Origin of the sequence: Blastomonas sp. (assembly GCF_030373265.1) — a bacterium.
Lineage (GTDB): Bacteria > Pseudomonadota > Alphaproteobacteria > Sphingomonadales > Sphingomonadaceae > Blastomonas.
The window spans coordinates 13,787-40,775 of sequence record NZ_JAUCZC010000030.1 but is presented as its reverse complement, the minus strand read 5'-3'; the positions used below and the strand labels follow the sequence as shown (position 1 = coordinate 40,775).

The 26,989-nt window shown below is 65.1% G+C and carries 23 protein-coding genes; 7 read left to right on the top strand and 16 right to left on the bottom strand.

All coding sequences use genetic code 11. The features are described 5' to 3' along the window. Positions 1–379 precede the first annotated feature (379 nt). Both QUV11_RS14960 and QUV11_RS14955 read right to left on the bottom strand, forming a co-directional pair. Positions 380–1,219, bottom strand: coding sequence for a helix-turn-helix domain-containing protein (locus QUV11_RS14960; protein WP_300883694.1), 840 nt, complete (start codon positions 1,217–1,219; stop codon positions 380–382). Positions 1,220–1,517: 298 nt separating this feature from the next. Beyond that, on the bottom strand, positions 1,518–3,329 hold the full coding sequence (locus tag QUV11_RS14955) for a DUF885 family protein (RefSeq protein WP_300883693.1): 1,812 nt from the start codon (positions 3,327–3,329) through the stop codon (positions 1,518–1,520). Between the two features lie 118 nt (positions 3,330–3,447). Between QUV11_RS14955 and QUV11_RS14950 the strand changes: the two genes are divergently transcribed. The 4 genes from QUV11_RS14950 to QUV11_RS14935 all read left to right on the top strand — a co-directional run bounded on the left by QUV11_RS14950 (position 3,448) and on the right by QUV11_RS14935 (position 8,397). Further along, positions 3,448–4,479 (top strand): quinone-dependent dihydroorotate dehydrogenase, encoded by a 1,032-nt coding sequence (locus tag QUV11_RS14950; RefSeq protein WP_300883692.1) that lies wholly within the window; start codon positions 3,448–3,450, stop codon positions 4,477–4,479. A gap of 154 nt (positions 4,480–4,633) precedes the next feature. After that, the gene (gene ggt / locus QUV11_RS14945; RefSeq protein ID WP_300883691.1) at positions 4,634–6,361 is read left to right on the top strand and encodes a gamma-glutamyltransferase; all 1,728 of its coding nucleotides are present in this window, start codon (positions 4,634–4,636) and stop codon (positions 6,359–6,361) included. Positions 6,362–6,467: 106 nt separating this feature from the next. Continuing rightward, positions 6,468–7,580, top strand: a complete 1,113-nt coding sequence (locus tag QUV11_RS14940) for a sensor histidine kinase (RefSeq protein ID WP_300883690.1) — start codon at positions 6,468–6,470, stop codon at positions 7,578–7,580. Positions 7,581–7,668: 88 nt separating this feature from the next. After that, positions 7,669–8,397, top strand: coding sequence for a response regulator (locus tag QUV11_RS14935; RefSeq protein WP_300883697.1), 729 nt, complete (start codon positions 7,669–7,671; stop codon positions 8,395–8,397). A gap of 1 nt (position 8,398) precedes the next feature. Here QUV11_RS14935 and QUV11_RS14930 read toward each other — a convergent pair whose 3' ends face one another. Beyond that, entirely contained in the window at positions 8,399–9,598 is a 1,200-nt protein-coding gene (locus QUV11_RS14930; RefSeq protein ID WP_300883689.1) for a dipeptidase, read from the bottom strand. Positions 9,599–9,612: 14 nt separating this feature from the next. After that, the gene (locus tag QUV11_RS14925; RefSeq protein ID WP_300883688.1) at positions 9,613–10,278 is read right to left on the bottom strand and encodes an MOSC domain-containing protein; all 666 of its coding nucleotides are present in this window, start codon (positions 10,276–10,278) and stop codon (positions 9,613–9,615) included. A 215-nt stretch (positions 10,279–10,493) separates the two neighbouring features. On the opposite strand from QUV11_RS14925, the gene QUV11_RS14920 reads away from it, so the two are divergent. The 3 genes from QUV11_RS14920 (at position 10,494) to QUV11_RS14910 (ending at position 13,056) form a co-directional block, all read left to right on the top strand. Beyond that, positions 10,494–11,525, top strand: a complete 1,032-nt coding sequence (locus tag QUV11_RS14920; RefSeq protein ID WP_300883687.1) for an RcnB family protein — start codon at positions 10,494–10,496, stop codon at positions 11,523–11,525. A gap of 117 nt (positions 11,526–11,642) precedes the next feature. Continuing rightward, complete coding sequence (locus QUV11_RS14915) at positions 11,643–12,323, top strand: 2OG-Fe(II) oxygenase (RefSeq protein ID WP_300883686.1); 681 nt, start codon at positions 11,643–11,645, stop codon at positions 12,321–12,323. A 226-nt stretch (positions 12,324–12,549) separates the two neighbouring features. Beyond that, positions 12,550–13,056 (top strand): cytochrome c family protein, encoded by a 507-nt coding sequence (locus tag QUV11_RS14910; RefSeq protein ID WP_300883696.1) that lies wholly within the window; start codon positions 12,550–12,552, stop codon positions 13,054–13,056. A 213-nt stretch (positions 13,057–13,269) separates the two neighbouring features. Here QUV11_RS14910 and hemA read toward each other — a convergent pair whose 3' ends face one another. From hemA to bchB, 12 genes are read right to left on the bottom strand one after another with little or no spacing between them, the layout of a single operon-like run. Then, on the bottom strand, positions 13,270–14,490 hold the full coding sequence (hemA, locus tag QUV11_RS14905; RefSeq protein WP_300883685.1) for a 5-aminolevulinate synthase: 1,221 nt from the start codon (positions 14,488–14,490) through the stop codon (positions 13,270–13,272). Beyond that, the gene (gene puhE, locus QUV11_RS14900) at positions 14,480–15,295 is read right to left on the bottom strand and encodes a putative photosynthetic complex assembly protein PuhE (RefSeq protein ID WP_289618849.1); all 816 of its coding nucleotides are present in this window, start codon (positions 15,293–15,295) and stop codon (positions 14,480–14,482) included. Before puhE ends, hemA begins: the two co-directional genes overlap by 11 nt. 4 nt (positions 15,296–15,299) lie before the next feature. Beyond that, on the bottom strand, positions 15,300–16,388 hold the full coding sequence (gene acsF, locus QUV11_RS14895) for a magnesium-protoporphyrin IX monomethyl ester (oxidative) cyclase (RefSeq protein WP_300883695.1): 1,089 nt from the start codon (positions 16,386–16,388) through the stop codon (positions 15,300–15,302). A 37-nt stretch (positions 16,389–16,425) separates the two neighbouring features. Beyond that, on the bottom strand, positions 16,426–16,719 hold the full coding sequence (locus QUV11_RS14890; RefSeq protein ID WP_300883684.1) for a hypothetical protein: 294 nt from the start codon (positions 16,717–16,719) through the stop codon (positions 16,426–16,428). A 13-nt stretch (positions 16,720–16,732) separates the two neighbouring features. Beyond that, positions 16,733–17,239 carry a photosynthetic complex assembly protein PuhC gene (gene puhC / locus QUV11_RS14885; RefSeq protein ID WP_300883683.1) on the bottom strand — a complete coding sequence of 169 codons (507 nt, stop codon included), beginning with the start codon at positions 17,237–17,239 and terminating at the stop codon, positions 16,733–16,735. Continuing rightward, positions 17,236–17,868 (bottom strand): photosynthetic complex putative assembly protein PuhB, encoded by a 633-nt coding sequence (gene puhB, locus QUV11_RS14880; RefSeq protein WP_300883682.1) that lies wholly within the window; start codon positions 17,866–17,868, stop codon positions 17,236–17,238. The genes puhC and puhB overlap by 4 nt, the downstream gene beginning before the upstream one ends. Then, positions 17,865–18,638, bottom strand: coding sequence for a photosynthetic reaction center subunit H (puhA, locus tag QUV11_RS14875; RefSeq protein WP_300883681.1), 774 nt, complete (start codon positions 18,636–18,638; stop codon positions 17,865–17,867). The genes puhB and puhA overlap by 4 nt, the downstream gene beginning before the upstream one ends. Before the next feature lie 27 nt (positions 18,639–18,665). Beyond that, positions 18,666–20,099, bottom strand: coding sequence for a BCD family MFS transporter (locus QUV11_RS14870; protein ID WP_300883680.1), 1,434 nt, complete (start codon positions 20,097–20,099; stop codon positions 18,666–18,668). Beyond that, positions 20,096–20,791 (bottom strand): magnesium protoporphyrin IX methyltransferase, encoded by a 696-nt coding sequence (gene bchM / locus QUV11_RS14865; RefSeq protein ID WP_300883679.1) that lies wholly within the window; start codon positions 20,789–20,791, stop codon positions 20,096–20,098. The genes QUV11_RS14870 and bchM overlap by 4 nt, the downstream gene beginning before the upstream one ends. Further along, the gene (gene bchL, locus QUV11_RS14860) at positions 20,791–21,684 is read right to left on the bottom strand and encodes a ferredoxin:protochlorophyllide reductase (ATP-dependent) iron-sulfur ATP-binding protein (RefSeq protein WP_300883678.1); all 894 of its coding nucleotides are present in this window, start codon (positions 21,682–21,684) and stop codon (positions 20,791–20,793) included. The genes bchM and bchL overlap by 1 nt, the downstream gene beginning before the upstream one ends. Before the next feature lie 15 nt (positions 21,685–21,699). Further along, the gene (locus QUV11_RS14855; protein ID WP_300883677.1) at positions 21,700–25,320 is read right to left on the bottom strand and encodes a magnesium chelatase subunit H; all 3,621 of its coding nucleotides are present in this window, start codon (positions 25,318–25,320) and stop codon (positions 21,700–21,702) included. Further along, complete coding sequence (bchB, locus tag QUV11_RS14850) at positions 25,310–26,989, bottom strand: ferredoxin:protochlorophyllide reductase (ATP-dependent) subunit B (protein ID WP_300883676.1); 1,680 nt, start codon at positions 26,987–26,989, stop codon at positions 25,310–25,312. Before bchB ends, QUV11_RS14855 begins: the two co-directional genes overlap by 11 nt.

Sequence of the window (26,989 nt, the reverse complement as noted above, 5' to 3'; positions counted from 1 at the left end):
CAGCGCAGTGCAGAAACACCCTTGCCAACGGAGAGCCGTCCACACAGGGGTCGCTTGCTGAATGGCAACTTTTGCCAGACATGCTCCAAAGCCGCCACCCCTCCGCTCAGCCTGAGCTTGTCGAAGGCCCCGCTATACGGCCTGCCTGGGTGGCGGCCCTTCGACTTCGCGGGCTCAAGGAAGGACCAGGCGGGCATCGCCAAAGGCAAATCCCGTCCCGGCCTGTCTTTCCTCATCACCCCGGACCTGATCCGGGGCCCAGGGCGTGTCTGTGCGCCGAATGGAATTCAAACCCTGGGTTCCGGGTCAAGCCCGGGATGACGGACCAGGCCGACTATCGGCATCAGGGAGGCCGGGTTTCGGCTAGCTGCCTTACGTCTCACGTGTCGGCCACCAGCGGGTTGATCCGGCCCTTGAGCTTGCCGCGCTGGTCGATCAGCCTGGCCAGCGCGCCCTCACCGGTGCGCAGCCGGTTGGGCGTGGTCCCGGCAAACAGCTTGAGCTCGCGAATCATGTGCGACTGGTCGTAGAATGCGTCGCGCAGGAAATCCGCCTCGTCGGGCTGGGCATCGATCAGCGCGCGCGCCGCCCGCAGCGCGCGATATTTGCGCGACAGATATTTGGGCGGCATCCCGTAAAGCTGCTTCACCCGCCGGGTGAGCTGCCGCTCGGACAGCTTGCTCATGGCATGCAGTTCGGTGACCATCGGCGACACGCTCGACGCCAGCCACTGATCGACCATCCGGGTGAAGGCCACCATCTCGGGATTGGCCTGCTCCATGATCGGACCCAATATGGCGTCGGCGGCAGCGCACATCGCGGGCAGCGAATCGAGCGCGCGGACCTCCTCGAGCCGTTGTTCGATATTGGGGAACACCTTCACCGCAGGCTCGATCCGGTCGAGATAATCCGCCGCGCTCTGCTGGGTGAGCGCACCCCAGCCCGCCGCCGTGATCCCCAGACCGAACATGTGGAACGGCCCCTCGATCTCGAACTTCACCGCCGCAGTGGTCGGCCCCATCAGCACCGCGCCGCTGCATTGCGTCTTCGAGCCATCGGGGAAATGCATGGTTACACGCCCGCGAGTTGCCAGCCGCAACTGCGCGATCGCTGCGCGTTCGCCATCCATGACATACGGGTCCGGACTGTCGAACAGATAATAGACGGACACGAATTCGCGAAGCGGTTCGCCCGGAAGGGCGTATTGAAGATTCGGCATGCGCGGCCCCACTCCCGGTACAACAGGCAGCGGATTGCCCGCTCGTCCTGTGCCGGTGTTATGTTTTAGTCGACCCGTTAAATCCTATAGACCGATTGGCGCACAAAAAAAAGGCGATCCCGCCACAAGGGCAGGATCGCCTGTTAGGAAAAGAACTCTTGGCATCTCTGCCTTGAGCCCTTCGGGTCGCAGGGGGGCTATAAGCCATGATTTCGAACGTGGATTGGACAGATTCGACACTATGAAAAATCATGCAAAATCTGTCGGCTAGGCGAAATTTGGTTAACAGTGGCGGAATTCAGCCGCCTTGGCTCACCCAGGCATCGATGCGCTCTTCGAGCACCGTCAGCGGCACCGGTCCGCTTTTGAGAATCGCATCGTGGAAACGGCCGTATTCGAACTTGTCCCCCAGCGCCTTTTGCGCGCGATCGCGCAATTCCATGATCTTGAGCTTGCCGATCATATAGGCGTTGGCCTGGCCCGGATAGACGACATAGCGCTCGATTGCCTTGGAGATGTCGCCATCGGGATTGGGGGTGTTGTCGGTGAGATACTGGATCGCCTGCTCGCGGCTCCAGCGCTTGTGGTGGATGCCGGTATCGACCACCAGACGGCAGGCGCGCCACAATTCCATCCCCAGCCGGCCGAAGTCCGAATAGGGATCTTCATAAAAGCCCATGTCCTTGCCCAGCTCTTCCGAGTACAGGCCCCAACCCTCGGTATAGGCGGTGACCCCGCCAAAGCGGCGGAACGGGGGCAGATCGCCCAGTTCGGTCTGCACCGCGCGCTGGAGGTGATGGCCGGGCAGGCCTTCATGATAGGCCAGCGCCTCGAGCTCGGTCGACGCCATGTCGTTGAGGTTGTACAGGTTCACATAATAGGTGCCGGGGCGCGACCCGTCGGGCGCGGGGCTCTGGTAGAATGCCTTTCCGGCAGATTTCTCGCGGAACGCCTCGACCGCCTTCACCGTCAGCGGTGCCTTGGGCAAGGTGTTGAAATACGCCGGCAGCTTTGCCTGCATCGCTGCCAGCTTGGTGTCGACCGCGGCGAGATAGTCTTCGCGGGTTTTGAAATAGAAGCGCTCGTCGGTGCGCACGAACACGAAGAATTCCTGCAGCGTGCCTTTGAAGCCGACGGTCTTCATGATCTCGCGCATTTCGCCATGGATGCGCGCGACATTGTCCAGTCCGATCTTGTGCACTTCGTCGGCGCTGAGGTCGGTGGTGGTGTAGTTCGCGAGCCGCTCGGCATAATACTCCGCGCCGTTCTCGAACCGCCACACGCCGTCTTCGGCAGGGGCGATGGCCTGCTGCCGTTCCATTTCGGTGATCAGCCGCTGATAGGATGGCTGCACGCTGGTCCGCAGCGCCTGGCTGCCGGCTCCAATCAGCGCCGCCTTTTCGTCTGCCGCGATATCGAGCGCCTCGACCTTCTTGGTGAGATCGGCGAGCAGCGTCGAGGGCGCGCCATCATCGAATGGCGCGCCCTTGATGACGTTGCGCGCATCGTCGATCACGAACGGAAAGACCCATTTGGGCGGCATGACCCCCGCTTCGGCGCGCGCGCGCGAATCGGCGATCAGGCTGTCGAGCCTGGGCCCCATCCCCTGCAGCCGCGCGACATACGCCTCGGCATCGCTCCTGTTCGCGACCCGGTGGATGTTGATCAGAAAGGCAGGCATCTGGCTTTGCGCGCCGTTCATCTGATCGAAGACGTAATCGTTGCGGCGGAACGGGTGCGCCCTGGCCGACCGCTCGGCCTGATATTCGAACAAGCGGTAGCTCAACCGGTCTTCCTCGCTGAGCGTGGCCGGATCGAAGCGCTCTTTCATCGTCGCCAGCGCCTGCTGTCCCCGCTGGAAATCGACCACGGCCGTGGTGTCCGACGGATCGTTCCATTTGCCATAGTCCTCGTCGCGAATGCCGCGATAAGCCTTGCCCTGAGGGGATTTGGCGAGATTCTCGGCATCCACCTGCTCGAAGAACGCGGCAAGCTCGGCATTCTGGGGTGCAGCAGCGGGGGCGGCTTGCGTCTGGGCAGCCAGCGGGCTGGCGAGCACCAGCGGGCTGGCGGCGAGGAACAGGGCTTGGGCGAGGGTACGCAAGGACATAGGGCGACTTTCCGTTGTTCTGGGAGGACTTGGCCCAAAGCGTATACGGTTGGTTCCACCGGGTAAACCGCTCCGCGGAGCGCTTGACCATCGACCCATCGCAAAGCCATAGGACAGCATGCTGTTTTCGCTCGCCCGGCCCGCCCTGTTCCTGCTCGATGGAGAGACCGCGCACCGGATGACGCTGGCGGCGCTGCGCCTGATGCCCGCCTCTGCCCCGCCTGCGCCCGATCCGGTGCTTGCGATGCGCGTGGCGGGGATCGATTTTCCCGCGCCGGTGGGCCTGGCTCCCGGGTTCGACAAGAATGCCGAAGCGCCGCACGCGCTGTTCGGCTTCGGTTTCGGCTTTGTCGAGATCGGCACCGTCACCCCGCTGCCGCAGGCGGGCAACCCGCGCCCGCGGCTGTTCCGGCTGGTCGAGGACAAGGCGGTGATCAACCGCATGGGGTTCAACAACGACGGCGCCGGCGCCGTGGTCGAGCGGCTGGTGGCCGCCAGAGACAAGGCCGGGATCATCGGCGTCAACATCGGCGCCAACAAGGACTCGGTGGATCGAGTCGCCGACTATGCGACGATGACCCGGATCATGGCGCCGCTGGCGCGCTATCTAACCGTCAACATCTCCTCGCCCAACACGCCGGGTCTGCGCGCGTTGCAGGATGCGGACGCGCTGGGGGCGCTGCTGGATGCGGTGACCGAGGCGCGCGGCGGACATCCGTGCCCCATATTCCTCAAGCTTGCGCCCGATCTGGAACCGGCGGACATCGACGACATCACCCGGATCGCGATGGACCGGAAGCTCGATGCGCTGATCGTATCGAACACCACGATCACCCGCCCCGCGCTGCGCTCGCGCCATGCCGGCGAGGCAGGCGGGCTGTCGGGCGCGCCCTTGCGCGACCTGGCACAGCAGCGGCTCAAGGATTTCCGGGTGGCGAGCGGCGGCGCGATCCCGCTGATCGGCGTGGGCGGAATTGCCTCGGCCGAGGACGCCTATACCCGCATCCGCGCAGGCGCGTCGCTGGTGCAGATCTATTCCGCGCTGGTGTATCAGGGTCCGGGGCTGGCGGGACAGATCAACCGGGGGGTGAAGGCCCTGCTCAAGCGCGACGGATTCGCGACACTGGCCGACGCGGTTGGGGTCGATTAAGGGTCAAAGCCCATCCGGTCCCCTGCGCAGGCAGGGGCCCATCTTCTAAGCTTTCGTACGGATACGCCGGCGGCAATGGGGCGTGGGCAGGGGGGATGGGCCCCTCCCTTACCACCAGCCTTGCCGCACCCTGCCCCGGCGCTATAACGCTGCAATGATCGCTTTTCCCCGTCCGCTGCTCGTCGCAGCCGCCTTCGCCCTCTCCTCGCTGTCGATCGCCTGCCACGCGCAGGCGCCGGCGCCACGCGACACATCCGCCACCGCTGAAATCGGCAAGGGCGTCGTTTCCGCCGCTGACCCGCGCGCGACCGCGGCCGGGCAGGAAATCCTGCGCAAGGGCGGGTCTGCCGCCGATGCCGCGATGGCGATGATGCTGGCGCTAACCGTGGTCGAACCGCAAAGCTCGGGGATCGGCGGCGGCGGGCTGCTGCTGCACCATGATGCGACGACCGGTACGCTCAGCACCATCGACGGGCGCGAAATGGCGCCATCTGCAGCCACCGACCAATGGCTGCTGGGCAAGGACGGCAAGCCGCTGCCGTTCATCGACGCCTTTCAGGGCGGACGCGCGGTGGGCGTTCCCGGCAACATCCGGCTGATGGCGATGACTCACGCCAAATGGGGCAAATTGCCTTGGGCGGATGTGTTTGCCCCTGCAATCCGGCTTGCGGACGAGGGCTTCGAGGTCAGCAACGTTCTCGCCAGCACCTTGAAGCGCTTAGCGCCGATCTGGGCGCGCTTCCCCGATGCCCGCGCGATCTACTGGAACGCCACCGGTCCCAAGGCGGCCGGCGAGAAAGTGACCAACCCCGCGCTCGCCGAACTGCTGCGCGCGGTGGCGAAGAACGGCCCCGACGCGTTCTACACCGGCAAGCACGGCCAGGCTCTGGTCGACGCGGTCAGCAAGGCGAGCGTCAACCCGGCCGCGATGACGATGGCCGATCTTGCCGCCTACACCGCCAAGGAACGCCCTGCGGTGTGCTCGCGCTATCGCGGCTACAAGGTCTGCGGCATGGGCCCGCCCTCGTCGGGCGCAACCACGGTCCAGCAGATCCTCGGCATGCTCCAGGCCCACGATATCGGCGCGCTGGGCCGTGACGACCCGAAGACCTGGCACCTGATCGGCGAGGCGATGCAGCTCGCATATGCCGACCGCGAACAGTATCTGGGCGATAGCGATTTCGTTTCGGTTCCGGTCAACGGCCTGCTCGATCCCAGCTATGTCGCCAGCCGCGCCGCAATGATCGATCCGGCCAAGGCGCTCAATCGCTATGAGGCGGGCACCCCGCCGGGCGCGCAGCCACGCACTGCAGCAATCTCGAGCGAGGTCGAGGGCACCACCCATTTCGTCGCGGTCGATGGCGCGGGCAATGTCGTCAGCATGACCTCGACGGTCGAAGGCCCGTTCGGCAGCCAGCTCATCGCCAACGGCTATTTCCTCAACAACGAGATGACCGACTTCACCTTTGCGCCCGAGAAGAACGGCGCGCCGGTCGCCAACCGGGTGCAGCCCGGCAAACGGCCGCTCTCGTCGATGTCGCCGCACATCGTCTATGACGCCGCCGACCGGCCGGTGCTGGCGGTGGGCTCTGCCGGTGGCAAGCGCATTATCATGCACGTCACCAAGGCGCTGATCGGCGTGATCGACTTCGGCCTGCCCGCAGGCGAGGCACTGGCGCTGCCCAACATCTATTTCGGCAACGGGTCGTTGATGGTCGAAAAGGACTCGGACCTTGGCAGCATGAGCGAGGCGCTGGCCGCTCTGGGCCAGCCCGTGGTGGCCAGTGACCTGGGGTCCAAGCTCAACGCCGCGCAGTTCGATGGCACGCGCTGGACAGGCTATGCCGATCCGCGCAGCCCGGGGGTCGCGCTGGCCGAGTGATCCACCGCTTGCCGACGCACCGCTTTCGACCAACCTTCCCCCCTGTTCGACCAGCAGGCAGCGGCGTTAAAGACATACGCGTCATCTGCGGTTAAGAATGGGCGCGATGAAAACGCTTGCGACGCGCCATACCCGGCCAAGGGTAGACCAGCAGGTTGCCCTGCTTTCGATCCTGGGGTTCTGGCTGTTCTACATGATCATCGTCACGCTGCGCGCGGCGGTGCTGGATTTCCCCGCGCAGGAGGAGCTGGTCATCCGCCGGGTGGGGGTCACGGTGTTCGGCATCGTGACCAACGTGGCGCTGTATCTGGGCCTGCGCTGGTTCGAGGACAAGCCGCTGACCCCGCGCATCATCGCGGCGTGCATCGGCGCGATCCCTGCGGCGCTGGCGATCTCGTCGTTCAACTATTTCGCGTTCAACGTCTATGATCCGATCAGCGTGTTCGAGGACAACGAGCTGCGCGAGAAGATTGCCGAGATCGACCCGCTGGCGATCGTGCTCGAGTTCGCGATCTCGAGCTATTACTTCCTGATGTCCTGGGCGATGCTGTATCTGGCGCTGAGCTATGCCAGCGAGGTGCGCGCCGCCGAGCGCCGCGCCGCGCGCTTCGCCCAGGCCGCACAGCAGGCCGAACTGCGATCCCTGCGCTATCAGGTGAACCCGCACTTTCTGTTCAACACCCTGAATTCGCTTTCGACGCTGGTGCTGCGCAACCGCCCGGACGAGGCCGAATCGATGATCATGAACCTGTCGACCTTCTACCGCACCAGCCTGACCGGAGACCCGCTCGACGATGTGCCGCTGGCCGACGAGGTCCAGCTGCAGCAGCTTTACCTCGCGATCGAGGCGGTGCGATTCCCCGACCGGCTGAAGATCGAGATCGAGGTTCCCGATGCGCTGATGAACTGCTGCGTGCCGGGCCTGATCCTGCAGCCGCTGGTGGAAAACGCGATCAAGTACGGCGTTGCGCGCGCCACCCGTCCGGTGACGATCCGCGTCGGCGCGCGCGAGGAGGATGGCGTGCTGCGCATCACCGTCAGCGACGATGGCGATGTCATCCCCACCGATCAGGACAAGGGAAGCGGCATCGGCCTGGCCAATGTCCGCGACCGGCTGGACGCGCGCTATGGCAGCGCGGCGCGAATCGAATGGCACGTCCCGTTTGAAGGAGGCTTCGTGGTGGAACTGACATTGCCGGCGGTGCGCCATGAGTTCTGAGCCCGACAGCCCTGAAGGTGCGCCCTTGCGCACGATGCCAGAAGGTGCGCCCCTGCGCACGATGCCCGAAGGTGCGCCCTTGCGCACCATGATCGTCGACGACGAGCCGCTGGCGGTCGAGCGGCTGCAACTGCTGTGCGCGCGGCTGACCGGAATCAGCCTCGTCGGCACCGCAAGCGACGGCGAATCGGCGCTGCGGCTGGCCGAGCAGCTGCGTCCCGAACTGGTGTTCCTCGACATCAACATGCCCCGCCTCGACGGCATGGGCGTCGCCCGCGCGCTGGGCAAGATGGACCAGACGCCTGCGATCATCTTCGTCACCGCCTACCAGGCATTCGCGGTCGAGGCGTTCGATCTGGCGGCCATCGACTATCTGCTCAAGCCCGTCGCCACCGACCGGCTCGAGCGCGCGGTCGCCCGCGTGATGGACCGGCGCAACTTCGTGCTCGCCAACCCCGCGCCTGACGCCACGCCCGCCAGCCAGTCGTGGGTGCGCGAATTCTGGGTGCCGCACCGCTCCGAGCTCAAGCGGATCGATGCCGAGCTGATCGAGCGCATCGATGCCGAGCGCGATTACATGCGGCTGCACGTCGGCACCCGCAGCTATCTGATGCACGAGACGATCAAGACGCTGGAAGAGCGGCTCGACCCGTCGCGCTTCGTGCGGCTGCACCGCTCGCACATAGTGCGGAACGACTATATCACATCGCTGCGCCACAATGGCGGCGGTGTGTGGTTTGCGTGCCTGGCGGACGGCAGCGAGCTGCGCGTCGGCCGCACCTATCTGGCGCGGGTCAAGGAGATGGCGGGGCGCTGAATCAGCCGCCTGCGGCCTTCTCCACCTCGGCCATCACCCGCAGCACGTTGCCGCTCCAGATTTTCTCCACGTCCTGCTCGGTGAGGCCGCGCGCAAGCAGCGCCCGGGTGATCTTGGGGATGTCGCTGATCTGGTTGAGCCCCGGCACGCCGCCGCCGCCATCCCAGTCCGCGCCGATGCCGACATGGTCGACCCCCAGCAGGTCGATGCAGTGGAACACCGCCTCCATATAGCGATCGAAGTCTGCGGCGGAGCGAGGCTCTGCCGCGTTGACCCTGGCCCACTCCTTCATCAGAGCGGCGCGTTCTGTCGGCGGCAGGCTGTCGGCGTTGCGCATCCGTTCGCGCATGGCATCCACCGTTGGACGCGGCAGATCGGGTGCGAGGAACAGGCTGTTGATCTGGATCACCCCGCCCTTGGCGGCCAGCGCCTTGAGCCGCGCGTCGTCGAGATTGCGCGGATGATCGTGGAGCGCCTTGGGGCCCGAATGCGACAGGATGATCGGCGCCTTGGATAGCGCCAGCATCTGGTCGAACGACGTATCCGCGGCATGGCTGGCATCGATGATGATGCCCAGCCGGTTGGCCTCCTTCACCCAGGCCTTGCCGAGGTCACTGAGGCCGCCGTGCACCGCCTCGCCATTGGTCGAATCGGCGAGCTGGTTGCTGCCATTGTGCACCGGCCCGGCCATGCGCAGACCAAGCTGGTAAAAGGCTTCCAGGTTGGCGAGGTCCATGCCCAGCGGATAGCCGTTTTCCATCGAGATATAGACGATGCGCTTGCCGCTGGCGGCGATGCGCGCAGCGTCGGCAGCACTGGTCGCCAGCGCGAAGCTGTCGGGCGTGGCGGCGACGAAATCGTGGATCTGGTGCAGTCTTTTGAGCGCATGCGCGAGCGCGCGGGCATAGCCCTGGGCATCGGTCGGCCCCTGCCCGGTGTAGATCACCCAGAAGCCGCCATCGAGCCCGCCCTCGATCATGCGCGGCAGATCGACCTGGGTGGTGTCGTGGTCTACATCGTGCCGGTCGGTAATCGCCCAGCCGGTGCGGTCGAGATTGGCCGGGCTGTCGAGATGCGTGTCGAGCGTCAGGATGCGCTCATGCACTGCGGCAGCATCGGTCGATGGGGCAGAGGCCGTCTGCGCCAGCGCGGGAGCAGCGCCCAGCGCCAGCGCCAGCGCGCCCGAAATCCAATGTCGCAAACCCGTATCTCCCTTTAATCGATCAGACCCTGGGCGCGTTTGCGCCAGTCAGCCGCCAGCTGCGGCAGCTGCGCCAGCGCGCGCACCGCTTCGGGCTCCGCCTTGTATTGCCCGCCCACCAGCAGCTTGAACACCCGGTCGACCGTCCAGGGGGTCGGCCCCGGCTCGACCAGCCGCATCACATCGCCTGCCTGCACCCGTCCGGGCTCCAGCACCCGGTAATAGGCGCCGCAGCGCGCGGTGCGGACGATTTCCGCCATCACCGATTGCTTGCCCGAGACGCCAAAGCGGTGATCGAGCTTCCAGCAGGGCTGGCGGCCTTTGGTCAGCTCGACCAGCGCTTCGCCCAGCCGGAACCGGTCGCCGATGCGCAGGTCGCTTTCGACCAGCCCGCGGGTCGAGATGTTCTCGCCAAAGGCACCGGGCTTCTGCAACAATTTGTGCGCGTCGAGCCGCTGCTGCCAAAAGCCGTAATGGTCGAACGGATAATGGTGCACCGCCATGTCCGGCCCGCCGTGATGGACCGGATCGGCCACCTGGTCGCCCTCGAAACCCAGTTCGCCCAGCATTACCGGCCCGGTTACGGGCTGGCGCGCGATGGCGCTCTTCGTGCCATCTTCACGAAACGGACGGGGCGTGCCGGTGAGCAGCGCCAGGATGCGAACTGCGTGCGAACTCATGCAAGACAGAGGCTAAACCGCGCAGCTACTTGGTGCAATCTTATTCACCTTTGCTGGCAGACACGGTGTTACGACTCTGAACAAGACCCTGATGATCCGGTTAAGCTGGGGGTCAGCATGGGCCTGATAGACATGGCTGCAATCACAACCGTCCTGTGCCGCGTGGTTGCCGACACGATTGCTCAGGCCATTTTCGAAAAAGGTCGACTATGGTCATGTCATATTATCCAACCACCCACCCCCCCGGCACAGATGCGCTCGCCATCGGCCAGCGCCTGATGGGCACACTCCATCGCATGCCGCTGCTGATCGCGGGCCTTGCGTTCGCCAGCCTCCTCCTGCCGGTCTCCCAGGCCGAAGCCGCGGCGATCGAGCCAGCGTCGCAGAATCAGAGCATAGCACAGCAGGCCGGGCTGCAGCCGGTCGCACAACAGCGCGACGGTCGGCGCGGTGGCGGCGAAATGCGCGGCAATCGCGGCGGCGGACGCGACATGCGCGGCAACCGCGGCGGCGGCGGACGCGAATTCCGCGGCCAGAACCGCAACAACATCGGCACCGCACGCCCCCAGAACCGTCAGCAATTCCGCCAGGAACGCCGTGTCGACCGGCGCGACTTCCGCCAGGAGCGCCGCTCCGACCAGCGGGATTTCCGCCAGGATCGCCGCGGTGACCGCCGCGATCTGCGCCAGGGCAACATCACCCGGCCCGAGTTTCGCGCCGAACGCCGGAACGACCGCCGCGACTTCCGCGTCGACCGGCGCAATGATCGCAGGGACTTCCAGGTCGACCGGCGCAATGATCGCCGCGATTTCCGCCAGGACCGCCGCTTCGACAACCGCAACTTTCGCGATGATCGCCGCGGCTGGGACAATCGCCGCGGCTATAGCAACCGGGGCTGGGACAACCGAAACTGGGACAACCGTGGCGGGCGCGGCGGCAACTGGAACCGCGGCTGGCGCAACGACAACCGCTATGACTGGCGTGGCTTTCGCAACCAGAACCGCAATTTCTTCCGCGCCGGGCGCTATTACCCGCCGGTGCGCGGCTGGGGCTATCGCCGGCTGGGGATAGGCTTCACGCTGGGCGCCCCGTTCTTTGCCAGCAACTTCTGGATCAACGACCCCTGGGCCTATCGCCTGCCGCCCGCTTATGGCCAGTTGCGCTGGGTGCGCTACTTCGGCGACGTCCTGCTGGTCGATACCTTCTCCGGCCAGGTGGTGGACGTGATCCCCGACTTCTTCTGGTAAAACGGACGACCGTTACGGCTGCGACACGACAGCCCGTCGGAGCAATCCGGCGGGCTGTATCGTTGCACGGCGTCAGGCGGGTTGACTTGACGCCGCCGCTGCGCACAACGGTCAGCTATGATCGCCGACTATTTTCATCGCAGGCAACTCGCGCGGATCGGGCGGGAGGTGGGTGAGCGGTTGGATGCGCACGAGCGCGTGCAACGGATCACCTTCGACGATGTGCGCGTGCCGATGCAGGTCTATTGCTATCAGGACTTCATGACCCGCGCCGAGTGCCGCGACATGATGCAGATGATCGATGCCGATGCCATCCCGTCCGAACTTTATCGCTCCGGCCAGCAGGACGGGAACGATTTTCGCACTAGCTACAGCTGCAATCTCGATCGCTGGCACCCCGATGTTCTGCGCATCGATGATCGCATCTGCGGGCTGACCGGCATCGATGCGCGCCGCGGCGAGACGCTGCAGGGGCAGCGCTATGCCAAGGGCCAGCAGTTCAAGCCGCATCACGACTTCTTCCACACCAATCAGTCTTACTGGCAGAAGGAACGCAAGGCGGGCGGCCAGCGCAGCTGGACCGCGATGATATTCCTCAACGAACCCAAAAGCGGAGGCGAAACCGAGTTCCCGCAGCTCAGCTTCAAGATGATGCCGCGCACGGGCATGCTGCTGATCTGGAACAATATGGGTCTCGACGGCAGGCCCAACCTCAACCTGCTGCACAGCGGCAACCCGGTGACAGCGGGAACCAAGTACATCGTCACCAAATGGTTCAGACGGGGATTCTGGGTGTGAACCGCTCTGCGACCGGGCGGGATTCCAACGGTATCGATCTTGCGGGACGATTGGCGAAGGGGGCAAACCGGCCATTAATGCGCTGCCCAGTGGTCCCTGCTTGAACAAAATCTTTCATCGCGCGTTCATATTATGGCTTGCCCACTTTTCAACCGGTGCAGTCCGTCTATATTGGCGGGTGCTTAAGGGCGAAGGTCGCCGAGCAAAAGGAGAGTTCATGTCAAGATTGAATGCACTGCGCTATTCCGGAGCCTTTGCCGGTCTCGCGCTGCTGGCCGCCTGCTCGGGCGGCAGCGAAACCCCCGCCGCTGAGGAAAACGCCGCCGCACCGGCTGCTGACGCCCCCGCCGCCACTCCGACGCCTGCTGCTGCCGAAGCACCGGCTGCGGACAATACCGACACGCTCGACGGCACGAAGTTTGCCGACATGACCGGCGTTGCTGCTGAAGGCGAGAAGGTCTTCATCCAGTGCAAGACCTGCCACGTCAAGGAAGCCGGCCAGAACCGCGTCGGCCCCTCGCTCGCCGGCATCGTCGGCCGTGCTGCCGGAACCGTCGAAGGGTTCAACTACTCGCCCGCCAACAAGAACAGCGGCATTACCTGGACCCCGGAAAAGCTGTTCCAGTATCTGGAAAAGCCCGCCCGCGTGGTTCCCGGCACCAAGATGGTGTTCGCAGGCCTTCCCGATGCGCAGAAGCGCGCCGATCTGATCGCCTATCTGCAGCAGCCCTGATCGCCAGCGATCGCAGGCATCTGCCGACAAACAAAAGGCCGTCCCTTACGGGGCGGCCTTTTTCTTTGGCTGCACGATCCGACGAATCGAAATCGGGCATTGCCCCCATCTTTCGTCACCCCCGCGAAGGCGGGGGTCCCGCTCTGCGCCGGCGTCGGCGCCGAAGCGGGATTCCCGCCTTCGCAGGAATGACGATACGGCTGGACGAACGGATCAGGCGGCCACCGCGCGGCGTGCCAGCTCGCATTGCGACCAGATGTCGCTCAGCGCGTGGATCAGCTTGTCGATGTCGCCATCGCTGTGCACCGGCGAAGGCGTGATGCGCAGCCGCTCGGTGTCCTTGGGCACGGTGGGATAGTTGATCGGCTGCACATAGATGCCGTGATTGTCCATCAGCCAGTCGCTGATTCTTTTGCATTTGTGCGGATCGCCGACCATCACCGGGATGATGTGGCTGGGGTTGTCGAGATGGGTGATGCCCATCAGGTCAAGCCGCTTGCGAACCTTGGCAACGCGATCCTGATGGCGCGCGCGCTCCATCTGGCTGCTCTTCAGGTGACGGAGGCTGGCGGTGGCGCCGGCAGCCAATGCGGGCGGCAGCGCGGTGGTGAAGATGAAGCCGCTGGCAAAGCTGCGGACGAAATCGCACAGCGCCGAGGAGGCCGCGATATAACCGCCCATGACGCCGATCGCCTTGCCCAGGGTGCCCTCGATCACGGTGATCCGGTCCATCAGGCCTTCGCGCTCGGCGATGCCGCCGCCACGCGGGCCATACAGGCCGACCGCGTGGACTTCGTCGATATAGCTCATCGCGCCGTGCTTTTCGCAGACGTCGAGGATCTCGGCGATCGGGGCGATGTCGCCGTCCATCGAATAGACGCTTTCGAACGCGACCAATTTGGGACGGCCCGGCGCGATGCCCGCGAGTAGCCGGTCGAGATCTTCAGGATCGTTGTGCTTGAACTTCAAGCACTCCGCGCGGCTGTGACGGATGCCCTCGATCATCGAGGCGTGGTTGCCCGCGTCCGAAAGCACGACGCAGTTGGGCAGCTTGGCCGCCAGCGTGCCCAGCGCCGCCCAGTTCGAGACATAGCCCGAGGTGAACAGCAGGGCGGCTTCCTTGCCGTGCAGATCGGCAAGCTCGGCCTCCAGCACGACATGGTGGTGGTTGGTGCCCGAAATGTTGCGGGTGCCGCCGGCGCCCGCGCCGCACTGGTCGAGCGTGTCGTGCATGGCTTTGAGCACATTGGGGTGCTGGCCCATTCCCAGATAGTCGTTCGAGCACCATACGGTGACCTCGTCGGTGCCTTCTTCGGTATAGCGCGTGGCATGCGGAAAGCGGCCACGATGGCGTTCCAGTTCGGCGAATATGCGATAGCGCCCCTCGTCGCGGATCGTATCGATCTCGCTCTGGAAAAAGCCCTCATAATCCATAACCACTCTCCTTCTTCTTATCCTTGTCGGTAGCTGGAATTGCCCAGCGCCACAACGCGCCGTCCCTGAACGGCAACGCGAGAAACAGATGCTCGAGCGAACCCAGCGCCGCGAGCGTGAACACCAAGGTGGCACTGACCGCCGCAAAGCTGTCCGCCGGGGCGGCGAGCGCGCGCATCCCCAGATACACAGACAGCGCCAGCAACGCCACCAGACTGAAAGCCAGCGCGCCATGCAGGCGGCGCGGGCCGAAATAGGTCTTCAGATACTCCAGATGCCCCGGCATGATCTCGTCGCTCATGTTGGGCACACCGACGAACAGGTTGAGCTTGGCAGACAGCCGCAGCGCGAACAACAGGGTGAAGATCACCGTCCCGGTCGGGTTGGCGCTGTCCCAGGTCAGCGACACCAGGATGATCATCACCGCGGCGATCGCCAGCTCGTGATAGATCAGCGTGGCCGCGGCCTCGGAGAACCGCCGCCAGCCGCGCGCCAGCGGATCGCTGACGATGCGGCGGGGTCCTGCGACGATCCCGGTCAGGAACGTCAGCTCCAGCCAGCCCCAGATCACCAGCGCCGCCGCGAAGCTGATATAGGCATCGGTCCGTTCGGGACCTGCAGCGCCATGGCCGTGGCCGGCATAGACGATCACGCACAGGCATATCCCGGCGGCAAAGCCCGCCCAGGAGATGCTGCGCGCAAAGGTGTCCTTGCCGCGATTGGCCAGCCAGGCGACAACGCCGGTGCTGCCGAACCAGGCAAGCAGGACCACCACAGCGGGCAGGATATGGCCGTACAGGCTCATGCGCTTACCAGGCCGGCTGCAGGCGGATGGTGGCCGGCAGGCGGTTGGGCTTGCCGGGCAGGAAATACATCCGCGCGAATGCCGTGCCGGCACCGATCATGCCGCCTGCACGCTGGACCAGACCGCCAAGGCCGCCTTTGGCCTTGCCCGCAGCAATGCGATCCGAGGCGAGGCGCAGCTTTTCCATCTGCGCGCGCAGCGCCGGGCTGTCGGTGTCGATCTCCACCGGGAACACCTGGCGGCTGATCGCGGTGCAGATGCGGAACACTTCGTAATCATAATCGGTCGGGTCCATGCCCAAGGCGGCGTGGAACACCGGACGGGTGTGATCGCGCACGTACATCGTGGCATAGACCGACAGGATGAAGAACTTGATCCAGTAGCGGTTCATGCCCTTGAGCAATTTGGGATCGGCGTGGAGCAGCATCGCGAACGCCTCGCCATGGCGGAACTCGTCGTTGCACCATTGCTCGAACCAGTTGAAGATCGGGTGGAAGCGGTATTCCGGGTGCTTCGCCAGATGCCGGAAGATCGCAATATAGCGCGCATAGCCGATCTTCTCCGACAGATAGACCGCGTAGAAAATGAACTTGGGCTTGAAGAAGGTGTATTTCTTGGTCTTGGTGAGGAAGCTCAGGTCGATGCCGATCCCGGCATCCTTGAGCACCTCGTTGATGAAACCGGCATGGCGGCTTTCATCGCGCGCCAGCAGCTTGAACAGCTTCTTGACATCAGGGTTCTTGGTGCGGCGGGCGATCTCGGCATAGAGGATGCAGCCCGAGAATTCGGAGGTCAGCGAGCTGACCAGGAAATCGATGAATTCGCGGCGCAGCGCAGGCTCGAGCGATTCGATGACACCATCGAACGATTCGCTGCGGCGGAAATGCGCCTTGTTGGGGTCGCCCTCCATATCGGCCATCAGCTGGTCCCACTCGGCGCGCACCAGGCTGACATCGATGGCGTCGAGCGCATCGAAATCGGTGGTGTAGAAACGCGGGGACAGCACGGTCTCCTGCGTCGCCAGCTCCATGGTATCAGGGACATCTGCCAGCGCTGCGGCGTTGGCCGGTGCCGGTTTGATCTTCGCCTGCATGTTCATCACACCACTCCCGTTATCTTCTGAACAGCGCTCACCACCGGCTGGTGGTGAAACTCACTTCGTAGAGCTCCTTGAGCTCGCCCATCGCGGTCAGCTTGGTCCATGCGCGCAGCAATGGACCCGCCGGTTGCACCGTTGCCATGCGCTGGATCAAAATTGACTCGCCAAAACCAACTATAATTGGCGCGCCATGCACCCGCACCTTGTCGCCCGGCTGGATCGCGACATCGCCATCCAGCTCGACATGCGCGTGGAAATGCGCCTCGCTCTGCTCCACTGCGATCCGGCAGGGGGTGTCAAAGGCTGGCTCGCGGAGCAGTCCCATCAGTTGAGGCCCTTCACTTGAGCAAAGCCGCGAAGGTGTCGCGATTGGTGTGCCCGAAGGCGCCCAACTCGACGATGCGGTTGGTTGCCGTGTCGGTGAGCGACAGCGATCCGTCGCTCCAGTGGTTGAGCTCATAGGGCGCATCCATCGGGATCGAACGCCTGTGCCGGTCGCGTCCCATGCCGCGCAGGACGCCGCGGATAAAGCCGCTGCCTTCCTCGCCATAGACATGCACGGTGGCGTTGTTGGTCGCATCGGTGACCACCACGGTACCACCCGGGCCGTCGGCAAAGCGCAGCACCTTGGAGGCGATCGCGCTGGCCGCCTGCGAGGCGCGGACATCGCTCGCCGAGGGCGACGGTGCGATCCATCCGATCTGGGTCGCCCCGGTCAGCGCCAGGGTGACCAGCACCACGCCGCAAGCCATCACCAGCGCGCCTCTGGGCACGGTGTTCTCATGGCTGTGGCCATGGCCGCCATGGCTGTGACCGGGATTGTTGATAGGCTGGGCGGTGGTCATGCGACGGCTCCCTGAAGGCCTGCGGGCATCGGTTCGCTCTGCGGTGCGACCTGCTCCTGGGCGCGATCGACCGGAGCGATCGCGGCAACGGCGCGGGCCAGCCGCTCACCGACCACGGCAGCGTCGGGCAGCGCGCGCAGCATCGGCTGCGGGTTGCCCAGTTTCCAGGGACGGGCGTGCGGCCACAGCACCAGATAGCCCAGCCGATGCGGGCCGATGAGCTGCAGCGCCAGATCGCCCTCGACCGGCCCGAGCGGACGCAGATTGGCGCCGCCAATCTTGGCGAGAGGCAGGTTGATGCACATGTTGAGCGCCACGCCGATGCGCAGCACGACACGGCGGCTGGTCAGCGTGTACACCGTGGTGCGCGCGACCGCCCAGGCATAGAGCATCAGCAGGCCGATGCCGACTGCGCCTGCGATGATCGTGGCGATCACCCCGCTGGTGCTGCCGTTGGCAACGGCCAAAGCGACCAGCACCGCGAAGTACAGCCCCACGAAGCGGGTAAAGAACGCGCTGCGGGCCAGCAAGCGCCACTCGGGCGATCCCTGCCAGAGCAGCGTTTCGCCTTGTGGCAGGTCTCCCGGCAAGCCCCGGATGGGCTCGTCATCATATTCTGTGAGGATCATATCAGCGGCTCCTGACGGGCACGGTTGGCATAGAGATAGCCGCCGCCGAAGTAGCCGGAGATCTTGTCCTCCTCGAAGCGGCTGATCTGGCCTGCGGTTTCAACCTGCGGGCAGCCGGAGAAGTCCGCAGCGTTGATCGCGTCGACGACGATCTGCCGGGCGGTCTTGCGGACCTTCGCCATCGCCATCGGGGCGAGCGCATGCACGCCTTCGGCAGTGACAACCTCGAGGTATCGCACCTGATGCTCGGCACGATCGACCCAGATTTCCGATACGGTGCCTGCGACCGCGCCATCGGCGCCAATCACGGTCATGCCGCGCGGATCGGGATCGCCGCGTGCGATCGAAAAACTGGGCTCAAGCGTCATCGGAACGATGCGGTTGCGGCCGAAGGCGTCGATGTCGGGCAGCGGGCTGCGCTGGGCATAAGCCGACGGGCCGATGCAGTCGGTCAGCGGGTTGCCGGTGGGGATATAGGGATCGCCAGCGCCCGGACCTGCCTTGCGCGCGGCGATGTTGAACGGCTCCTTGCCGATCGTCGGCGTGGTGACCGTGCCGCGGCCGAAGGGCAGCTTGAACGACTTGGGGCTGGCATGCAGCAGCGGGCCGCCCATGTTCAGCGAACGTCCGGTCAGCTCGTCCTCAAGCGGAAAACCCTCTCGCCGGTCCTCGCGCCTGAGATAATAGATCAGACCGATGAAAAAGAGCACGAAAGCCCAGAAAGCGATCGATGCAACATCAATATTGCCCACGATATTGCCGTTAAACATGGCGATTACCTCTCTTCTTCAAAACCTTCATGTCGGAAACTCGGTCAGCCCGAACCGCGAGTTCGGCACCGCGGTATCGGCGCTTTGGCCCCCGACAAGCGGGCCAAGCACGATCATGGTGACAAGCAGCAAAACGATCTCGATCAGGTAGACGGTGCCATAGCCGGTGGCGCGATAGGCCAGGGTGTGACCGATCTGGTCCGCCAGCGCGAGCGCCGACACCCCATCGCGGATCAGCCCGCCCGCCAGGATCGCAAGACCTGCGCAGCTGGCCTGCACCGCGCCCCAGGCGCCCAATGCCAGGCCCGAACCCTTGTGCTGGCCGCTGCCGGCGATCGCCATGATCGCGCTCAGCGTGCCGACCGAGAACAGGCCCGAGCCGATACCGATCAACAGCGCTCCGGCGAAGACCATAAAACTGGCATCGAGCGGAACCGCAAACAGCAGCATCGCAAACGCCAGCATGCCGACAACCGCGCCAAAGCCTGCCAGCCGCAACGGATCGGCACCCGCGCCCAGGCGGCGCGCGGCATAGGCAAAGCTCAGCAGCATGCCGAACGCCCACAGCCCGGTCAGCATCGTGGTCGCTCCGACCGACATCCCCAGGATCTCGCCGCCGAACGGTTCAAGCAGCACGTCCTGCATGCTGAACGCCGCGGTGCCGCAGCCGATCGCTGCGAGCAGCCGTGCGTTGCGCGCTTCAGCGGTGAATTCGCGCCACACGACCGAGAATTTGGGGGTCGGACGCTCGGGCCGCGTGGTCGAGGGACGGCGTGCCTCCTGCTTCCACAAAGCGATGATGTTGAGCGCCATCGTGAACATCGCTGCGCCCTGAACGATCGCGACCAGCCGGGTCGCCGAGAAGTCGGCGAGCAGCGATCCCATCACGAACGCCGCCATCATCATGCCGACCAGCAGCATCACGAACATCAAAGCGACGACGCGCGGGCGGGTGTCTTCGGGCGCGAGATCCGTCGCGAGCGCCAGCCCTGCGGTCTGGGTGGTGTGCATGCCGAGCCCGGTCAGCAGGAAGGCGAGCGCGCCTGCGATCAACCCGACGGTGAAGGTTTCGGGGCGCGACAGCAGCAGCAATGCGAACGGCATGATCGCGAGCCCGCCGAACTGCAGCAGCGACCCGAACCAGATATACGGCACCCGGCGCCAGCCGAGCATCGACTTGTGGTTGTCCGACTTGTGGCCGATCAGCGCGCGGAAAGGCGCGACCAGCAAAGGAATCGCGATCATCAGCCCGACCAGCCAGGCCGGCGTGCCCAGCTCGACGATCATCACCCGGTTGAGCGTGCCGTTGAGCAGCACGGTCGCCACGCCGACGGTCACCTGGAACAGCGACAGCCGCAGCAGACGGCCGATCGGCAGCTCTGCGCTCGCCGCATCGGCGAACGGCAGGAAACTGCTTCCCAGGCCGGCGAAGAACCGGGTCGAGACGCCGGCAAGGTTCATGCGCGCGTCACCATCATCGCGTGGCTGGTGTAGAAACCGCTGACGATGCGTTCGCTCGCGGCGATGCCATGGCCGGGCAGACGCTGGGCAAGCAGTCTGGTCAGCCTCGCTTCGGCCACCGGAACGATCGCGGGTGCGCGATCGGATTTGGGAAAGAGCTTCCCGGTGGCATGCATCGCCGCGAGCAAGGGTGTCCGCGGAGCGAAAGTGAAGGCGATGTTCGGTGCGCGCTCGGCCAGCGAAGCCAGCACATCGACGATATCGCCGGTCTGATAGTGGATCAGCGAGTCCATCGCGACGACATGGTCGAACTCGCCCAGCGCGGGATCGAGCATGTCGCCCACCCGCCAGTCGATATCGAGCCCCGATGGCGCGCGTTCGCGCGCGACATCGACCAGCCCGCCCGAAATGTCGATCGCGGTGACATGCGCGCCCAGCTGCGCGGCGGCGACCGCCAGTGAACCGGTGCCGCATCCTGCATCCAGGATGCGCATGCCGGCAAGATCATCGGGCAACCAGTCGAGCAGCATCGCGCGCATCCGGTCGCGGCCGGCGCGCACGGTGGCGCGGATGCCGCTGACCTTGGCGTCGGAGGTCAGGTCGACCCAGTTCTGCCGCGCGGTGCGGTCGAAATAGGTCTCCAGACGGCCACGATAGACATCGTAGGTGGAGCGAGGCGCGTGGCTGGCCATCATTCGAAGCCCAGGAAGTCGAAGATGTCGCGATCCTTCATCGGCATCGCGTCTAGTGGGTCGGTCCCGGCCCACAGCGTGGCGGCGAGCCGCAGATATTCGGTCTTCACCGCCTCGATCTCGGGGGTCGAATCCATTTCGAAGATCGTGCACTTCTTGAGGCGGCTGCGACGGATCGCATCCAGATCGGGGAAATGCGCCAGCGTCTTCAGGCCCGTGGCGTCGTTGAAGCGGTCGATCTCGTCGGTCGCGGCCGAGCGGTTTGCGATGACGCCCGCCATGCGCACGTCATAGTTCTTCGACTTGGCCTTGATGGCAGCAACGATGCGGTTCATCGCGAAAATGCTGTCGAAATCGTTGGCGGCGACGACCACCGCGCGCTCGGCATGCTGCAGCGGCGCGGCAAAACCGCCGCACACCACATCGCCCAGCACGTCGAAGATCACCACATCGGTATCTTCGAGCAGATGGTGCTGCTTGAGCAGCTTCACCGTCTGGCCGACGACATAGCCGCCGCAGCCGGTGCCCGCAGGCGGTCCGCCGGCTTCGACGCACATCACGCCGTTGAAGCCTTCGAACATGTAATCTTCGGGGCGCAGCTCTTCGGAATGGAAGTCGACGCTTTCGAGCACGTCGATCACCGTCGGCATCAGCTTCTTGGTCAGCGTAAAGGTGCTGTCATGCTTGGGATCGCAACCGATCTGCAGCACGCGCTTGCCGAGCAGCGACAAAGCGGCGGACAGGTTCGAGGAGGTGGTCGACTTGCCGATGCCGCCCTTGCCGTAAACGGCAAACACCTTGGCACCGGTGATCTCGTCGCGCGGGTCGAGCGCGACCTGGGTGCTGCCTTCGCCATATCCGGGGGGCGCGCTGCCGTGGTCTAAAAGGCTCATATCAAATCTCTCCCGTCATTCTGCTGCGATCAGGCCTTCGAGCCTGTCTTCGATATCGTCCGCGGCGGCGCGCAGCGCTGCCAGGGTTGCGGCATCCGGTTCCCACAGCCGGCGGTCGCATGCTTCCAGAAGGCGTTCGGCAACACGGGCCGAGGCCTTGGGATTGAGGCTGGCAAGACGCGCGCGCATCGCATCGTCGAGCACATAGGTTTCGCTGATCTGCTGATAGACCCAGGGTGCGACCTGGCCGGTGGTGGCCGACCAGCCCATCGTCGTGGTGACATGGCCCTCGATCTGGCGGACGCCCTCGAAGCCGTGCTTGAGCATGCCTTCGTACCATTTGGGGTTGAGCATGCGGGTGCGGGTCTCGCGGTCGATCTGTTCGGACAAGGTGCGCACCTTGGCGGCGCCTTCGGTGGCATCGACGATGTAGACCGGCGCGGCCTTGCCGCCGCGGGCGCGGGCGACCGAGCGGCTGACCCCGCCCAAAGCATCGACATACTGGTCGATATCGGTGACGCCCAGTTCGACCGAGTCGAGGTTCTGATAGGTGAAATCGACCGAGGAAAGCGCGCTTTCGAGCAGTTCGCGGTGCTTCACCGGCGCGCCCGAGCGGCCATAGGCATAGCCCTTGTGGGTTTCGAACGCTTCGGCGAGTTCGTCGGGATCGGTCCAGGCGCCGCCGTCGATCATCATGTTGACCTGCGCGCCATAAGCGCCTTCGGCGTTGGAGAAGACGCGCAGGGAAGCGGTCTCCAGATCGCAGCCGATGCGGCCGGCATGCGCCAGCGTGTGCTTGCGCACGAAGTTCAGCTCTTCGGGCTCGTCGGCGGTCGATGCCAGCCAGGCGGCTTCGGCGATCATCCGGGTCTGCAGCGGCAGCAGATCGCGGAACACACCCGACAGCGTCGCGATCACGTCGATGCGCGGGCGTCCGAGTTCGGCGAGCGGGATCAGCTCGGCACCGGCGAGGCGGCCATAGGTGTCGAAGCGCGGGCGCGCGCCCATCAGGCACAGCACCTGGGCAACCTGCGTGCCCTCGCTCTTCAGATTGTCGGTGCCCCACAGCACCATCGCGATGCTTTCGGGCAGCGGGTCGCCCGCCTCGACATGCCGCGCCAGCAAAGCTTCGGCCTGAATGGTGCCGGTGGCGCAGGCAAAGGCGCTAGGGATGCGGAAGGGGTCGAAGCCATGGGTGTTGCGGCCGGTGGGCAGCACTTCGGGGTTGTGCAGGATGTCGCCGCCGGGTGCCGGACGGACATAACCGCCATCGAGCGCATGGACCAAAGCGCCGAGTTCGTCATTGGCCGAAAGCTTCGCCTCGAGTTCGGCGCGGGTCGCGCCATTGTCGGCGGCGGCCAGCGCGTTCAGGAACGCCTCGCGCTCTTCGCCTTCGAGCTGGCTGCCCAGCACATGCAGGCCGAACGGGATCAGCGCGCGTTCGAGCTCGTACAGGTTGCCCGCGAGCGCGGCGATATCCGAACCGTCGATATCGAGCGCGATTGCGGCATCGTGGATCATGATCTCGAGCGCGGCGCGTTCGACGCCTTCGCCGGCCAGCGAACGCCAGCGTTCCACCAGGGCTTTCAGATCGGCAAAGCCCTTGTACAGGCCTGCTTCGGCGAGCGGCGGGGTGAGATACGACACCAGGGTCGCACCCGAGCGGCGCTTGGCGATGATGCCTTCGGACGGGTTGTTGGCCGCATAGAGATAGAAATTGGGGACGGTGCCCAGCAGCCGGTCGGGCCAGCAATCGCCCGAAAGCCCGGCCTGCTTGCCCGGCATGAACTCGAGCGCGCCGTGGGTGCCAAAGTGCAGCATGGCATCGGCGCGGAAGTCTTCCCGGATCCAGCGATAGAAGGCGGCGAAGGCGTGCGTCGGGGCGAAATCGCCATCGAACAGCAGCCGCATCGGATCGCCCTCATAGCCGAAGCTGGGCTGGACGCCGACGAACACATTGCCGAACTGCTTGCCGAGCACATGGATCGACCAGCCATCGCTGTTCAGCTTGCCGGGCGCGGGGCCCCATTGCTTTTCGATCGCGCGCAGGTGCGGCTCGTTGGTGACATGGTCGTCGGTCGAGATCCGCACCGCGACATTGGCGTCCGAACCGAAGCGCTCCGAATTGCCCTTGAGGATCGCATCGCGCAGCCCATCGACGGTGGCGGGCGGTGAGCAGTCATAACCTTCCGCCGCCAGCCGGTGGAGCGTGGCGTGGAGCGATTCGAACACCGCAAGATGCGCCGCGCTGCCGGTGGCGCCGGCATTGGGCGGGAAGTTGAACAGGATGATCGCGAGCTTGCGCTTGGCGCGCTCGGACCGGCGCAGCGTGACCATGCGCTCGACCTTGGCGGCGAGCATCTCGGCGCGCTCGGGGCAGCTCTGCATCGCGCGCATCGCATCGGGCGCGGTGAACAGGCAATGGCGTTCGCAGCCTTCGCACGGCACGCCGGCGCCATCGGAACGGCCACCGAAGACATGCGGCATGATCGCGCCGTCAAGCTCGGGAATCGCCACCATCATCGTCGCTTCGAGCGGTAGCAGGCCCTGGTGGCGGCTGCCCCATTGCTCGAGAGTCTGGAACTCGATCGGATGCGCGGCGATATACGGCAGATCTATGCCCGCTAGCACCTCTTCGGCCGCAGCAGCATCGTTATAGGCCGGGCCACCGACCAGCGAGAAGCCGGTGAGGTTGATCACCGCATCGACCACCGGATGGCCGTCGCGGACCAGGAAGCGGTCCATGGCCGGGCGCGCATCGAGCCCGCTGGCGAACACCGGGACGACATTGAGCCCGCGGGCTTCGAGCGCGGCGATCACGCCGTCATAATGCGCGGCGTCCTTGCCCAGCAGATACGAGCGCAACAGCACCAGGCCCACCGTTCCGGTGGCCTGCGCGACGCGCGGCAACGCGGCTGCATCTTCGGTCATGCGCTGCGGCAAGGCGGGGTGATACAGGCCAAGCTCGGGATATTCGCGCGGTGCCTGCGCGGGCGTGGTGCCCTTGAGCGCGGCGCGGTCGCCCGCGGCATAGCGGTCGATCAGGCTGCGGATCATCGAGACGACATTGTCGTCGCTGCCGGCCAGCCAGTATTGCAGGGTCAGGAAATAGTGCCGCACGTCCTGCGCGGTGCCGGGGATGAACTTCAAGATCTTGGGCAGGCGGCGCAGCATCTTCATCTGCCCCGCGCCCGAGCTCGCGCCCGGCTTGGAAGAGCCACGCAGCTTCTTGAGCAGCGCCAGCGGCCCGCGTGCGGGCGCATCCATGCGATAGCCACCCATGCGGGTGAGCTTGACGATATCGCCTGCCGACATCAGCCCCAGCATCGCGTCGCAATGCTCGCGCCGGGCCTCGAGCGCGGGCAGGATGGCCCGCACATGGTCCTCGAGGAACAGCATGGTGGCGATGACGATGTCGGCGCGCGCGATATCGGCGCGCGCGGCATCGATCGCACCGGGGTCGCGGTCCCAGTCGGCAGCGGCGTGGAAGCCGATCGACAGGCCGGGAAGATCGTTGACCAGCACCGCTTCGGCCCGATCGACGGCACCCGACAGATGGTTGTCGAGCGTGATGAACACCACGCGGATCGCAGCGGAGCGGCTCTTGGCCGCAGACGGGTTGGCTCTACCGGGCATAATGCGCCTTTGCCTCGTACAGCGTGTCTATAGTGATGGAGGCCAGCCCACGCTCAGCGGCATAAGCCTCAGTGTTGCGCCGCGCCTTGCCACGCACAAAGAAGGGGATTTTCTTGAGTTCTGTCTCCGCTTCGGCGGTCCAGCGGGTCAGTTCGAGCACATCGCCGTGGGCAGAACCCAGATCCTCCCCGGTACGGGGAGGTGGCAGCGCGTCAGCGCTGACGGAGGGGAAGCGTTCGGGCGCAATGTCGTCAGGGAAGTGCAATCCGGCTTCCCCTCCACCATGCTGCGCATGGTCCCCCTCCCCGGTCCGGGGAGGATTGGATGTCGTGCCATGCGCCAGATGACTCGCGCCGGCGCCGTCGTGAAACTCCGGATCGTCGCGGAACATGGTGAGCAGATGCTCTTCCAGACCCATGACCAAAGGATGCACCCAGCTGTCGAACAGCACGTTGGCGCCTTCGAAGCCCATCTGCGGGCTGTGCCGCGCCGGGAAATCCTGCACGTGCACCGGCGCCGAGATCACCGCGCAGGGGACCGACAGCCGCTTGGCGATGTGGCGCTCCATCTGCGTGCCCAGCACCAGCTCGGGATGCGCGGCGGCGATCGCGTCCTCGACCTCGAGATGATCGTCGGTGATCAGCGGCTCGACGCCATGTTCGGCGGCGGCAGCGCGGATATCGCGGGCGAATTCGCGGTTGTAGCAACCCAGGCCGCAGACCACGAAGCCCAGCTCGTCGCGTGCCACGCGGGCCGCGGCGATGGCGTGGGTCGCATCGCCGAAGATGAAGACGCGCTTGCCGGTGAGATAGGTCGAATCGACCGAACGGCTCCACCACGGCATCCGCGCTTCGGCGAGGTCCAGCGCCGGAGCGGCATCGACACCGGCCAATGCCGCGACTTCACGGATGAAGTCGAGCGTTGCGCCGTGGCCGATGGGGATGGTCTTGGTGAAGGGCTGCTTGAAGCTCTTCTCCAGCCACCGCGCCGCGGTATCGGCGATTTCGGGATACATCACGATGTTGAAATCGGCCTCGCCGATCCGGGCGATGTCGGCCGCGCTTGCCCCCATCGGCGCGGTGACGTTAATCTCTATGCCGAGCGCAGCCAGTATCTTCGCGATCTCGACGATATCGTCGCGATGGCGAAAACCCAGTGCGCTCGGCCCAAGCAGGTTCGCTTTGGGACGCGGAGAACCTGCCTGGCACGGTGCGGGGCGGGAGGAATCCCCGACCGCGAGAGTCCTGACTATCTGGTAGAAAGTCTCTGAAGCGCCCCAATTCTCCTTGCGGGAATAGCTGGGCAGCTCGAGTGGAATGACGGGAATATCCAGCCGCATCGCCTGCGCCATGCCGGCGGGGTCGTCCTGGATCAGTTCGGCGGTGCACGACGATCCAACGAGCAAAGCAGCCGGATTGAACCGCGCCACAGCATCGCGTGCGGCGGTCTGGAACAGTTCGGCGGTGTCCTTGCCCAGATCGCGCGCCTGGAAGGTGGTGTAGGTGACCGGCGGACGCTTGCCGCGCCGTTCGATCATCGTGAACAGCAGGTCGGCATAGGTATCGCCCTGCGGCGCGTGCAGCAGATAGTGCACGTCTTTCATGCCGGTCGCGACCCGCATTGCCCCTACATGAGGAGGCCCTTCATAGGTCCAGACCGATAGCTGCAT